Annotated in this window: 12 protein-coding genes and 1 pseudogene; 4 read left to right on the top strand and 9 right to left on the bottom strand. The window is 62.9% G+C overall.

Features of this window, described 5'->3' with window-relative positions:
* Positions 1-121: 121 nt before the first annotated feature.
* The 5 genes from AC5PZ0_RS08285 to ribBA form a co-directional block, all read right to left on the bottom strand.
* On the bottom strand, positions 122-1,270 hold the full coding sequence (locus AC5PZ0_RS08285; protein WP_493854664.1) for an ABC transporter ATP-binding protein: 1,149 nt from the start codon (positions 1,268-1,270) through the stop codon (positions 122-124).
* Between the two features lie 19 nt (positions 1,271-1,289).
* Positions 1,290-2,099 (bottom strand): ABC transporter permease, encoded by an 810-nt coding sequence (locus tag AC5PZ0_RS08280; protein WP_027593811.1) that lies wholly within the window; start codon positions 2,097-2,099, stop codon positions 1,290-1,292.
* A 6-nt stretch (positions 2,100-2,105) separates the two neighbouring features.
* Complete coding sequence (locus AC5PZ0_RS08275) at positions 2,106-3,023, bottom strand: ABC transporter permease (RefSeq protein ID WP_033694105.1); 918 nt, start codon at positions 3,021-3,023, stop codon at positions 2,106-2,108.
* Positions 3,020-4,045, bottom strand: coding sequence for a polyamine ABC transporter substrate-binding protein (locus AC5PZ0_RS08270; protein ID WP_099429850.1), 1,026 nt, complete (start codon positions 4,043-4,045; stop codon positions 3,020-3,022). Before AC5PZ0_RS08270 ends, AC5PZ0_RS08275 begins: the two co-directional genes overlap by 4 nt.
* Positions 4,046-4,393: 348 nt before the next feature.
* Positions 4,394-5,515 (bottom strand): bifunctional 3,4-dihydroxy-2-butanone-4-phosphate synthase/GTP cyclohydrolase II, encoded by a 1,122-nt coding sequence (ribBA, locus tag AC5PZ0_RS08265; protein ID WP_085273282.1) that lies wholly within the window; start codon positions 5,513-5,515, stop codon positions 4,394-4,396.
* 78 nt (positions 5,516-5,593) lie between these two features.
* Here ribBA and AC5PZ0_RS08260 point away from each other — a divergent pair, with 78 nt between their 5' ends.
* Positions 5,594-5,887 carry a DUF1330 domain-containing protein gene (locus tag AC5PZ0_RS08260; protein WP_099429848.1) on the top strand — a complete coding sequence of 98 codons (294 nt, stop codon included), beginning with the start codon at positions 5,594-5,596 and terminating at the stop codon, positions 5,885-5,887.
* A 22-nt stretch (positions 5,888-5,909) separates the two neighbouring features.
* Here the strand turns inward: AC5PZ0_RS08260 and AC5PZ0_RS08255 are convergent.
* Positions 5,910-6,026, bottom strand: a pseudogene (locus AC5PZ0_RS08255) (pirin family protein); the annotation flags it as partial.
* 82 nt (positions 6,027-6,108) lie between these two features.
* Positions 6,109-7,128 (bottom strand): alpha/beta hydrolase, encoded by a 1,020-nt coding sequence (locus AC5PZ0_RS08250; protein WP_493854663.1) that lies wholly within the window; start codon positions 7,126-7,128, stop codon positions 6,109-6,111.
* A gap of 146 nt (positions 7,129-7,274) precedes the next feature.
* On the opposite strand from AC5PZ0_RS08250, the gene AC5PZ0_RS08245 reads away from it, so the two are divergent.
* Both AC5PZ0_RS08245 and AC5PZ0_RS08240 read left to right on the top strand, forming a co-directional pair.
* The gene (locus tag AC5PZ0_RS08245) at positions 7,275-8,159 is read left to right on the top strand and encodes a LysR family transcriptional regulator (protein ID WP_027593802.1); all 885 of its coding nucleotides are present in this window, start codon (positions 7,275-7,277) and stop codon (positions 8,157-8,159) included.
* Positions 8,160-8,280: 121 nt separating this feature from the next.
* On the top strand, positions 8,281-9,045 hold the full coding sequence (locus AC5PZ0_RS08240) for a hypothetical protein (protein ID WP_493854662.1): 765 nt from the start codon (positions 8,281-8,283) through the stop codon (positions 9,043-9,045).
* A 17-nt stretch (positions 9,046-9,062) separates the two neighbouring features.
* On the opposite strand, the gene AC5PZ0_RS08235 is transcribed toward AC5PZ0_RS08240, so the two are convergent.
* Together AC5PZ0_RS08235 and AC5PZ0_RS08230 are read right to left on the bottom strand one after the other, a co-directional pair.
* On the bottom strand, positions 9,063-9,464 hold the full coding sequence (locus AC5PZ0_RS08235; RefSeq protein ID WP_493854661.1) for a GFA family protein: 402 nt from the start codon (positions 9,462-9,464) through the stop codon (positions 9,063-9,065).
* 98 nt (positions 9,465-9,562) lie between these two features.
* Entirely contained in the window at positions 9,563-10,186 is a 624-nt protein-coding gene (locus AC5PZ0_RS08230; protein ID WP_274887323.1) for a glutathione S-transferase family protein, read from the bottom strand.
* A 177-nt stretch (positions 10,187-10,363) separates the two neighbouring features.
* Here AC5PZ0_RS08230 and AC5PZ0_RS08225 point away from each other — a divergent pair, with 177 nt between their 5' ends.
* Positions 10,364-12,790, top strand: coding sequence for a TonB-dependent siderophore receptor (locus AC5PZ0_RS08225; protein ID WP_493854660.1), 2,427 nt, complete (start codon positions 10,364-10,366; stop codon positions 12,788-12,790).
* The last annotated feature ends 70 nt before the right edge of the window (positions 12,791-12,860 follow it).

The raw sequence follows: 12,860 nt of genomic DNA, 5'->3' as shown, positions 1-12,860 counted from the left end.
GGTGGCGTGATAGAAATATGACAGGCAGTCGGGAGGGCGTTAATCCTGTGGGAGCTGGCTTGCCCGCGAAGAGGCCGGTACAAGCACCATAAGACAGTTGCTCCCACAGGTTGCTGCTAAATCAGTGCGCGCCTGCCGACTTGCTCAGGTCACTCTCCGCCCACTCGGTATAGATGCAGGCATCGGCCACGGCCCAGCGCACGTTCACGGTATCCCCTGGCTGCATCGGCATGCCTGCCGCAGACAGCGCCTTCACGGTCATCTCGGTACCGCCGGCAGTGACCACATGGCACGTTTGGCTTTCACCCAGGAACAACACTTCGGCGACCTTGGCCCGCACCTCGTTCCAGCCCGCTGGCAAGGGTTGCGCGGCGGCCTGGGCAGCGGTCAGTGCCAGGGCTTTTTCCGGGCGTACCATGATCAGTGCCTGCTGCTCGGCAGCCAACCCGACGGTCAGGCGAATGGCCACCGGCTGGCCCTCGAAACTGCCCGCGCCATTGCTGCTGGCCTTGATCCGCAGGAAGTTGGAATTGCCCAGGAACGAGGCGACGAACGCGTTCGGCGGGTTCTGGTAAAGGTCATAGCCACTGCCCAACCCAACGATCTTGCCATGGCTGAAGATGGCGATGCGCTGGGACAGGCGCATGGCCTCTTCCTGGTCGTGGGTGACGTAGACGATGGTGATGCCTAAGCGGCGGTGCAACTGGCGCAGTTCGTCCTGCAGGTCCTCACGCAGCTTTTTATCCAATGCGCCGAGCGGCTCGTCCATCAGCAGGATGCGGGGCTCATAAACCAGCGCGCGGGCGATCGCCACCCGTTGCTGTTGGCCGCCCGACATTTGCGAAGGCTTGCGGTGAGCGAACTTTTCCAGCTGCACCAGCTTGAGCATGGCATCGACCCGCTTGTTGATCTCGGCGGCGCCGAGTTTGCGGATGGCCAGGGGGAAGGCGATGTTGTCACGCACGTTCAGGTGCGGGAACAGCGAATAACGCTGGAACACCATGCCGATATCACGCTTGTGCGGCGGTACGTTCACCAGCGACTGGCCCTCGACCAGAATCTCGCCGCTGCTGGGGGTTTCGAAACCGGCCAGCATCGACAGGGTGGTGGACTTGCCCGAACCGCTGGAGCCGAGGAAGGTGAGGAACTCGCCGTCCTGGATTTCGAGGTTCAGGTTGTCCACGGCGGTGAAGTCGCCGTAGTGCTTGTTCAGGCCGCGCAGGCTGACCAGGGTCTTGTTGTGCGCGTTGTCTTTGATCACTGCACTCATTGTTGTTTTCTCCGGGCGCTCAGGCGTTGACTTCGGTGCGCCGGCGCAAAGCGGCGGCAATGACCATCACAAGCAGGGACAGGCCGATCAGCAGCGTCGAGGCGACGGCGATCACCGGGCTCAGGTCCTGGCGCAGGGTGGTCCACATCTTCACGGGCAGGGTCTGCAGGTCGGGGCTGGCCATCATCACGCTGAGCACCACTTCATCCCACGAGACGAGGAAGGCGAACAGGCCGCCGGCGATCATGCCCGGGCGAATGGCCGGGAAGGTCACCTTGAAAATCGCCTGCAGGCGCGAGGCGCCGCAGATGACCGCGGCATCTTCGATCGACTGGTCGAACAGCTTCAGCGAGTTGATGATCGAGATAATGGTGAAGGGCAGGGCGACGATCACGTGGCTGACCACGAACGCGAACAGCGTGCCGGTGTAGCCCAGTTTGAGAAACAGCGCATACACCGCGACGGCGATGATCACCAGCGGCACGATCATCGGCATGGTGAACAGGCCGTAGAGCATCTCACGGCCGGGGAAGCGGCCGCGCACCAGGGCAAACGCCGTCGGCAGGCCCAGCAGCACTGCGGCAACGGTGGTCAGCACGGCGACCTTGAGGCTGGCCAGGGCGGCATCCATCCACTCTGGGTTGGAGAAGAACTGGCCGTACCACTTGAAGGTCCAGCCCGGCGGAGGGAACACCAGCCACTGTGAAGAGCCGAACGAGAGCAGCACGATGAACACCACCGGCAGCAGCAGGAAGGCCGCGATGACCCCGGTGGTCAGGTACAGGCCCGTACGCAGCGGGCGGCCCATGGCATTGGGTGACAGGAGCATGGCGGATTACCTCGCGTTGCCGACCGGGGATTCCGGCTGCAGCTTCAGGTACAGGTAGAAGAGCACCAAGGTGATCACCACCAGCAGTGCGGCGGCGGCGCTGGCCAGGCCCCAGTTGAGGAACGACTGCACCTGTTGAATGATGAATTCGGGCAGCATCATGTTCTGTGCACCACCGAGCAGGGCCGGCGTGACGTAGTAACCGAGCGACATGACGAACACCATCAACGCCCCCGAGAACAGCCCCGAGCGGCACAGCGGCAGGAACACCTTCCAGAAGTTGGTCCACGGGCTGGCCCCGCAAATCGACCCGGCTTGCAGCACCATCGGGTCGATGGCGTGCATGGTCGCCTGCAGCGGCAGCACGATGAACGGGATCATGATGTAGCTCATGCCGATCACCACGCCGGTGAGGTTGTGCACCATCTCCAGCGGGGTATCGATGATGCCCATGGCCATCAACGCCTTGTTGATCACACCCGAGCTTTGCAGCAGCACCAGCCACGAGTAGGTGCGCGCCAGCAGGCTGGTCCACATCGACAGCAGCACGATGTTCAGCAACCAGCGGCCCCAGCCGTTGGGCACCAGGGTGATCGCCCAGGCCAGCGGGAAGCCCAGCAGCACGCTGATCAGGGTCACCACACCGGCCACCGAGAAGGTGTTGAACAGTACCCGCGCATAAGCCGAGTTGGCGAACAACTGCTCGTAGTTACCCAGGCCTGGCACTGGCTCCAGCACGCCGCGCAGCAACAGGCCGATCAGCGGGGCGAAGAAGAACAGGCCAAGGAACAGCAGGGCAGGCAGCAGGTTGCGGCTGCCTTTCCAGCGCTGGCCCAGGCTCACACGGCGGGGGGCCGTTCCCGGGGCGCCGGCGCCCGTGGGGGCACCTTGCGCGTTGTGCAGGGCGTTGATGGCGACTTTCATTTGACCAACCACTCATTCCAGCGTGCGGCGATGGCCTGGCCGTTTTTCGCCCAGTAGGCAAAGTCCAGTGTCACCTGGTCCTGGGCGTAGGCGGTCGGCAGATTAGGTGCCAGGTCGGCTTTGAGCTTGGGCACGCTGTCCAGGTTGACCGGCGCGTAAGCGGTCAGGTTGGCGAACTCGGCCTGGCCTTCGGGGCTGCTGGCGTTGGCCAGGAACTTCATGGCCGCGTCCTTGTTCTTGGCACCCTTGGGGATGACCAGGAAGTCGGCCATGACCAGGTTCTGCTTCCAGCTCACGCCCACCGGCGCACCGTCTTGCTGCAAGGCATACACGCGGCCGTTCCAGAACTGGCCGAGCGAGGCTTCACCAGAGGCCAGCAGTTGCTGCGACTGCGCGCCGCCACCCCACCAGACGATATCTTTCTTGATGGTGTCGAGCTTTTTGAAAGCGCGGTCCAGGTCCAGCGGGTAGAGCTTGTCGGCGGGCACGCCGTCGGCCAGCAGCGCCAGTTCCAGCACGCCAGGGCTCGGCCATTTGTACAGGGCGCGCTTGCCGGGGTAGGTCTTGGTGTCGAACAACGAGGTCCAGTCTACCGGCTTGTTCGCACCCAGCTTGCCTTCGTTGTAGCCGAGCACGAACGAGAAGAAGAACGAGCCGACGCCATGGTCGGACACGAAGCGCGGGTCGATGCGGTCTTTTTTGACGGTGTTGAAATCCAGCGGCTCGAGCAGGCCTTCACTGGCGGCGCGCAGGGCGAAGTCGGCTTCGACGTCGACCACGTCCCACTGCACGTTGCCGCTTTCGACCATGGCCTTGAGCTTGCCGTAGTCGGTAGGGCCGTCTTGGACGACTTTGATGTTGGTCGCTTTGGAGAAGGGTACGGCCCATGCTTCTTTCTGGGCGTCCTGGGTGGTACCGCCCCAACTGACGAAGTTCAGGCTGTCAGCGGCCTGCGTGGCCTGACACGCCAGGGTCAGCAGGCTGGCGGACAGCACTGCGGTTACACGTTTGCTCAACAGCATGGTTACGCCCTCGTTGCTTTTGTTATTCGAGGCGGGGCTTTTTGGTGCGCCCGCCAACAGTATTCGGGGAGCAGCTAAAACAAAGTGTCGGTGGCCGATTGTGAGTGTAGGTGCCGGCCTGCACATTCAAGGTCTACGGGATATCATATTATGGTATTCCAAACTTTTGGCAAGAGGCGGAGGCGACCGGCCATCACTCCAACCTTTCCAACCATCGCCTCCACGTGCTGTAGGCGCAGCCTTGTGCTGCGAAGAGGCCGGTGCAAACAGGACCCTTCTCTGGGTAAGTACCGGCCTCTTCGCAGCACAAGGCTGCTCCTACACGGCGTGGGCGCTATGGCAGCGGTGTCAGCTAGCCAACACTGGCTCGAACGGAATGCTCTGCACCACCTCCAGCTCATACCCTGCCAACCCCGCATACTTGAGCGGCGGCCCAAGGTGGCGCAGCTTGCCTACGCCCAGGTCCTGCAAAATCTGTGCACCGGTGCCGACTTCCGAATACACCTTCGACTGCCCGCGCTGGTAAGGCCGCACCGGCTGGGTCAGCTGCGGAACGCGTTCGAGCAACGCCTGCGAAGATTCATGGTTGGCCAGGATCACCACCACGCCGGTGCCTTCTTCGGCGACCTTCTGCAGCGCCGCCCACAGTGTCCAGTTGGCCGGGCCGGCGTATTCGGCGCCGACCAAGTCGCGCAGCGGGTCGATCACATGCACGCGCACCAGGGTCGGTTGCTCGCGGCGGATGTCGCCCATGACCATGGCCATGTGTACGCCACCTTCGATGCGGTCTTCATAGGTCACCAGGCGGAAGGTGCCGTGCACGGTGGGCAATTCGCGCTCGCCGATGCGCTTGATGGTCTGCTCGGTGCTCAGGCGGTAGTGGATCAAATCGGCAATGGTGCCGATCTTGATGCCGTGCCTGGCGGCGAACACTTCCAGGTCCGGGCGGCGCGCCATGGTGCCGTCGTCATTGAGCACTTCGACGATCACCGAGGCGGCTGTGAAACCGGCCAGGCGCGCCAGGTCGCAGCCCGCTTCGGTGTGGCCGGCGCGGGTCAGCACGCCGCCTTCGCGGGCGCGCAGGGGGAAGATATGCCCAGGCTGCACCAGGTCTTCCGGGCGCGCGTTTGGCGCCATGGCCGCTGCCACGGTGCGCGCACGATCGGCAGCGGAAATACCGGTAGTGACGCCAGTGGCGGCCTCGATCGACACGGTGAAGGCGGTGCTGAACACGCTGCCGTTGGCCGGTACCATCTGCTCCAGGCCCAGGCGCTGGCAGTGATCGTCGGTCAGTGTCAGACAGATCAGGCCGCGCGCTTCGCGGGCCATGAAGTTGATGGCCTGGGCGTCACAGCGTTCGGCGGCGATCAGCAGGTCGCCTTCGTTTTCCCGGTCCTCATCGTCCACCAGCAGGACCATCTTGCCTTGCCGGTAGTCCTCGAGAAGTTCTTCGATGCTGTTGAAAGCCATGCTGCACGCTCGCTGTGGTGGGGTGATTTTTATGGTATACCATCATACACAAATACTTTTGCAACAGGAGAGCAGCGGATGAAAGCGTATTGGATCGCCCACGTGGATGTGACCGACCCCGAGCAATACCAGCAATACACCCAGCGCGCGCCCGCTGCCTTCGCCGCATTCGGTGGGCGGTTTCTGGCGCGGGGCGGGCGTAGCGAGGCGATGGAAGGGCGGCCGACGCCGCAGCGCAGCGTGGTGATCGAGTTCGACTCTTACGAGCAGGCGGTGGCCTGTTATCGGTCCGCGCTTTATCAGGAGGCCTGCAGCCACCGCCAAGGTGTGGCGAAGGCTGAAGTGATCATCGTCGAAGGGTTCGAGCCCTGAGGTGATCAGGGCCGGCATCGGTTTACGGCATGCCTGGCAACTCATGGGGGCGCAAGTCGAACACCAGGACCTCTGCATCCTGGCCATTGCCAAGTTGCAGCAACTGCTCCTGGCGCACCCGAACGCCATCGCCCTCTCGTTGTAAGTGGGTTTCGGAAGAACAGGTAGCAATGGCACGCGCAACCACAAAGACTCGATCGCGCGGGCCTTTGTGTCTGGATTTATTGAAGGTGCACCTTCAGCTCCCCAGCTGCCTGGCGCATCGCCGCTTTCACTTCAGGCACCTGGCTCAGTGGGTTCAATAACCCATAGTCATGAATCATCCCGTTGTACCGCACCGCAGTCACCGTCACCCCCGCCGCATCCAGCTTGCGTGCATAGGCCTCGCCCTCATCACGCAACACATCGAACTCTGCGGTCTGCACCAGCGCTGGCGGCAGGCCTTTGAGCTGCTCGCTGCTGGCGCGCAGCGGCGAGGCGTAGATTTGCTCACGTGCCTTGGCGTCAGTGGTGTAGTTATTCCAGAACCACTTCATCATGCCCGTCGTGAGGAAGTGCCCCTCAGCGAACTGCTTGTACGAGCCGGTCTCGAAGCTGGCATCGGTCACCGGCCACAGCAGCAACTGGAAGCGCAGCTTAGGCGTACCGGCCTCCTTGGCCTTGAGCGCGACCACTGCGGCCATGTTGCCGCCGACGCTGTTGCCGGCCACGGCCAGGCGCTTGCCATCCACGCCAATCGCTTTGCCATGCTCGGCCACCCAGCGGGTGGCGGCATAAGCCTGGTTGATGGCAGTGGGGTAGTGCGCTTCAGGTGAAGGCGTGTAGTCCACGTACACCGCTACCGCGCCGGAACCGACCACCAGGTCGCGAATCAGCCGCTGGTGAGTCGGGAAATCGCCCAGTACCCAGCCGCCGCCGTGGAAGAACATGAACACCGGCAACTCACCCTTCACATTGGCCGGGCGGACAACTTGCAGCGTGATTGTCTCGCCGTTGGCCTGGATCGAGTGTGCTTTGACTTCGATGCCGGACAGGTCAACCTTGACCGACGATTGAGCACCGGTCAGCACTGCACGGGCGTCCTTCGGCGCGAGCTGTTCCAGGGGCTTGCCACCACCCTTTTCCAGGGCTTCGAGGAAGGCCTGGGTGTGCTGCTCAACGCCTGGGCTGCCTGCTGCGAACGCAGTGGAAACGGAGAGGGCAAGGAGGCTGGTGGTGAGTACCTTGTGGACAATGTTCATGTGCGAATCCTTTTCTATGAAAGTGTTTGAGAGGGGCGCATTGCCTGGCCTTAAGGGCCATCGCTGTGACTTGCGAGTAGATTAAGGAGATGCCTTCGTGGGAAAAAGCGGCTATAAAGCGTTTGACTGTCACCAGGAACGAGACAATGAACCCTTACGAAGACATGCGGATCTTCGCCCAGGTCATGGAAGCCGGTAGTTTCACCGCTGCGGCGGACCGTCTGGGTATGTCCAAGCAATCGGTCAGCCGGCGCCTGATGCAACTTGAAGAACGCCTGGGCGTGCGCCTGCTCAACCGCTCGACACGGCGCCTGGACGCCACTCCGCTGGGGCAGCACTATTACCAGTCGGCGTTGCGCTTGCTGGGCGAAGTGCAGCAGGTGGAGCATGACATCAGCGGCCAGGCCCAGGCCTTGCGCGGCACCTTGCGCCTGAGTGCGCCGCTGTCGTTCGCCATGGCCCACCTGGGGTGCCTGCTGACCGAATTTCTGCAGTTGCACCCGCAGGTGGATGTAGAAGTGGACCTCAGCGACCGGGCCGTGGACCTGATCGGCGAAGGCTATGACCTGGCCTTGCGCATTGGCGCGCTGGAGGACTCCAGCCTCATCGCGCGGCGTATTGCCGGTGTTGAACGGGTGTACTGCGCAAGCCCGGCCTATCTTGAGGCGCATGGGGTGCCCGCATTCCCCGAGCAGTTGGCCGGGCATGACTGCCTGCCTTATGGGCATTCACGGCAGGTGCAGTGGCAGTTCAAACAGGGCGGCAAGACGCAGGCAATTGCGGTGGCGGGGCGGATGCGCGCCAACAATGGCGAAATGCTCAGGGATGCGGCGATAGCGGGGATGGGCGTGACGTACCTGCCCACGTTCATCGTTGGCCAGGCACTGACGGATGGCCGCTTGGTGACGTTGCTGGAAGACTGGACGCCGCCGGCGTTGCAGTTGTCGGCGGTGTATCCGCAGCATCGCCAGGTGGCGCGGGCGGTGCAAACCTTTGTCGGGTTCTTGCGGGAGCGGCTGGCGCAGTTGTGACGGGGCCGGCGCGTTCGCCGCTGGTGGGCAGAAGTGCAATTCGGCTAGCATGAGGCTCTGCCAAGCAACCCGCGCGCGACTGCGCAAGGCTTGATCCCTCCCTTCTGATCCGAACCTCTGCATGACTGCCTTCTACCTCAAACTACTCATGACACCCACCCTCATGCTGGCCATCTCGCTGGCGGGCAAACGTTGGGGTACGCAAATTGGCGGGCTGCTGTCGGGGCTGCCTGTCACCTCGGCGCTGGTGATGCTGTTTCTCAGCCTTGAACAGGGTGAGGTGTTCGCGTCGCAGGCCGTACCTGGGGCATTGGCGGGGGTGGCCGCCGTGCAAGCGACCTGTTTGTTCTACTACTGGGTGACCCAGCGCGTCAGTGCGTTTGTGGGCTGCAGCGCAGCGCTGCTGTTCTTCGCTGTGGCCGCCTTGGCGACCAGCCACCTGGGCTGGGTGGCGCTGTCTGTCGTTGCCACGCTGTTACTGGTCGTCGCCATCGTCGTCGCTACCTCGCAACCGGCCCAGGCCCGTTCAGCGCGTTACGTGCCGATGCCGCGCTGGGTCATCCCGATGCGCATGATGACCGCCACCTTGTTGCTGTTGGTGATCACGGCCAGTGCAACGATGCTCGGGCCGGTGGTCAGTGGGATGCTGGCGCCGGTCCCGGTAATCGCCTGGCCGCTTGCAGTATTTGCCCACGTCCAGGGCGGGCGCCACGAGTTGGGCGCGATCGTGCGTGGCAATGCCATTGGCGCGGTGGGCGTGGTGGGCTTCTACCTGGCTCTGCAAAGTACGCTGTTGCAGTGGGGCGCAGTCCTGTCGATTTCGCTGGCGGTGTTGCTGGCGGTGGTTGTAACGTTCGTCTTGGCGAAGGTGTTGAAGCCACGCTAGAGCGTGCTGCAAGGCGCCTAGGCGCCAGGCGCACTGGGTTCGACAGGGGTGTACCAAGGCGCCTTGGCATCGAGGTGAATGTGCTTTTGGATGTGAGGCGTGAAGGGCGTGTCCAGTGTGGCCAAGGCCACCGATACCCAGTCGCTGAACTCACCCTCGGCGCGTGACCAGAACAGGTTCGAGCCACAGCGTGCGCAGAATTCGCGTTGCACCGAAGGCGAGGAGTGATAGGTGCTGATCGTGTCTGCGCCGGTCAGTACCTTGAGTGCGTTGCGGGGTACGCTGGCATAGCTTGCAAACGCCGCCCCGTGGCCTTTGCGGCACTGGCTGCAATGGCAATGGGTGAGCGCTTTGGGGGCTGTGAGCAGCTGATAGCTGACAGCGGCGCAAAGGCAGCTGCCGTGATAAGTGTGCGGCATGAGGGTAGTCCGTGGGCGGTGGGCACGTGGGCCGCTACGCAGCCCTTTCGATCAGTTCTGCCAGGGCGGCGCAGCGGTCGAGTGTGGCAGCAGTGCGCTCAGGGGGTGCCGTTTCTGCCATGCAGGCAAAATGCCCGGCGTTTGCTCAAGCGTTCGTAATACGCCCTGACGGCTGGCAAATCAGGGTGCTCGAAAGGTGTCTCGAACCACCGGTTGACCGAAAGGCCGATGGGGATGTCTGCCAGGGTGAACATGTCGCCGGCCACATACGCACCGGTTGCGGCGAGCTGCCGATCAAGAATCTGCATGTAGCGAGACCATTCGGCACGGCCGGCGGCCAGCGCCTGCGGGTCCTGGTGGGCGGGTGAATGCCTGACCAGCGACATGAAGGTGTAGCTCCAGGACCTGTTGAGGTCCGAAGCCTGCCAGTCGATCCATTGATCGATACCTGCTCGTGCTTTTGCCTCGGTCGGGTACACCGAGGCGTGGCCATAGCGCGTCGCCAGGTAACGGATGATGGAGTTGGATTCCCACAGGGTGAAGTCGCCATCCTGGATGACCGGGATCATGGCGTTGGGGTTAAGTGCCAAGAATTCGGGGGTGTCGGTGGCGGTGAAGCCTGCGCCCCAGTCCTCCCGTTCGAAGGGGATATCAAACTCGGCACAGGCCCAGAGGACTTTACGCACGTTGATCGAAGACGCTCTGCCCAATATCCGTAACATGGTATTCGTCCTTGCTTGTGGAAGGCTGATCGTCCGTCACGGCATGACCTCGGTCAAGGATTAACCGTGGGCGGTGGGCAGGGTTTTTCGTTCGTTAAAAATAATGCTGCAAGGCTGTCCCTTTTTTTCAGGCCGCCTGTCATTAGCGGTAGTAGAGAATAAAGGGAGCCTGTTTCAATGCCTGTCGTATTGCCTTGCCGCCCGCGTGCGGCGTCACTTCGTTCGCGTCCGTTGATGTACCTGGGTTTTGCCATCAGCCTGAGTGCCAACCTGTTGTCTTCGTCAGCCTGGGCCGACGACCTCGCGCGGCGTGCCTACACCGTGCCCGCCGGCACCCTGGGCGCCGCACTGACCCGTTTCGCCCACCTCGCCGGGGTCAGCCTTTCACTCGACCCGGCGCTGGTCACTGGCCGGCAAAGCAGGGGGTTGTCAGGCAGTTACAGCGTTGACGAGGGCTTCATGCAGCTGCTTCAAGGCAGCGGCCTGCAGCTGCAACCAGTGGGTAACGGGGCGTTTACCCTCGTGCCTGTGGCGCAAGCGTCGGATGCGCTGGAGATCGCCCCGACCAGCATTGTCGGTGGCCATGTGGGTGCCAGCGACGCGCCACCTTATGCCGGTGGCCAGGTCGCCCGCCAAGGGTCGCAAGGCCTGCTTGGCTCGCGCGACTTCATGGACACCCCGTTCAGCATGACCACCTACACCAGCGACCTGGTGAAGAACCAGCAGGCACGCACCCTGGGTGACCTGATCGCCAGCGACCCCTCGGTGCGTGCGACCAACCCGGCAGGTGGGCGCTTCGAGCAGTTCACCATCCGCGGGTTCAGCTTGTTCAACAGCGATGTTTCCTACAATGGCCTGTTCGGCATCTTGCCGACCTACTCGATCGACATGGAGATGGCCGACCGGGTCGACATCATCAAGGGGCCGAGCCAGTTGCTCAATGGCATTTCGCCGCGCGGCAGCGTGGGCGGCGGTATCAATGTGGTGCCAAAGCGGGCAGGCGATACGCCCATTACTGAGTTCACCGGCAGTTATGCCTCGGGCAGCCAGGCCGGTGGTGCGGTGGATGTCGGCCGCCGTTTTGGCGAGGGCGGGCAGTTTGGTATCCGCTTCAACGGCGTCAAGCAGGCCGGCGACACCGAGTGGGAACACCAGCGTGTCGAGCGGGACATGGCGGTGCTGGGCCTGGATTTTCGTGGCGAGCGGCTGCGCCTTTCGACCGACATCGGCCATACCGAGCGTGATACCGATGCCCCCCAGGAGCGTGTGCTGATTGGTGCCAACGCCAAGGTGCCGAGCGCCAATGATGTACACCACAACTACGCACAGGCCTGGAGCAAGGCGCGCACTAATGACACCTTCGGTGCCGTCAATGCCGAGTACGACATCAGCGACTCGCTGATGGCTTATGGCGCAGTCGGCGCGCGCAAGAGCAACCATGACTTCTTGCGCCACAACGTTTCGATCATCAACGATGCCGGGGACTTTACTGTTCAGCCGCGCGATTTCACCCGCGATGAAAGCGTGCGTACCGCCACGGCCGGTGTGCGCAACTGGTTCCATACCGGGCCGGTCAGCCACGAAGTGAACCTGGCCGCCACGTACTTTTACATGGACTTCACCAACGGCGGCGCGCGCTACGCCTCGGCGCCCAGCAACCTCTACAACCCGGTGGCCACGCCGACACCCGGCACCCCGACCCGGCTCGACCCCAAGGTTTACACCGAGAACCGGTTCAGCGGCGTCGCCCTGGCCGATACCCTTGGCTTTTTCGATGACCGCCTGCTGCTGACCTTGGGCGCCCGCTGGCAGCGGGTGCAGGTTGATGACTGGAGCGACGGCGTCAAAGGTGACACGGCCTACGACGAAGAAAAGGTGTCGCCATCGGCGGGCGTTCTGCTGAAGGTCAGCGAGCAGCTGTCGCTGTACGCCAACTACATGGAAGGCTTGAGCCAAGGTAAGATCGCGCCGTCGACGTCGGTCAACGAAGACCAGATCTTCCCGCCCTTCACCAGCCGGCAGGTGGAAGTCGGGGCGAAGTATGACCTGGGTAAGGTCGGCTTCACCGCCAGCGTGTTTCGCATACGCCAGCCCGCCTACGAAACCAATGCCACCACGCGGGTGTTTGGGCCCAATGGCAAGCGCGACAACCGAGGTGTGGAGCTCAGTGTGTTTGGCGAGCCGCTGGAGGGCGTCCGCCTGCTGGGCGGGGTGATGTACATCGACAGTGAACTGACCGATACCGTCGGCGGCGCCTTCGACGGCAACCGCGCACCGGCAACGCCCGAGTACAACGTCAATGTGGGGGCCGAATGGGATGTGCCGAGGGTAAACGGGCTGACCTTGACCGCACGGGGCATTCACTCGAGTTCGCAGTACCTGGACCAGAACAACAGCAAGCAGATCGACGGCTGGGAGCGTTTCGACCTGGGTGCCCGCTATGCCTTCAAGGTAGACGAGACCCAGGTCACGCTGCGGGCCAGTGTCGAGAACGTGTTGGACGACCGCTACTGGGCGTCGGCAGGGGCATCGGACGACAGTGAACCAGGGCTGACGCTGTCTACCCCAAGGACCTACCTGCTGTCGGCGACGCTGGGCTTCTGAGCCCAGGGTCAGAACTTCAACCTGTCGATGCTGAGGGTGGCTATGCTCTGCTATCAGGGTACCGGTGTGG

The sequence above is a fragment of the Pseudomonas sp. 5.2 genome, assembly GCF_059025405.1.
Note: the sequence above shows the minus strand (reverse complement) of the source record. Positions and strands in the feature narration are given on the sequence as shown.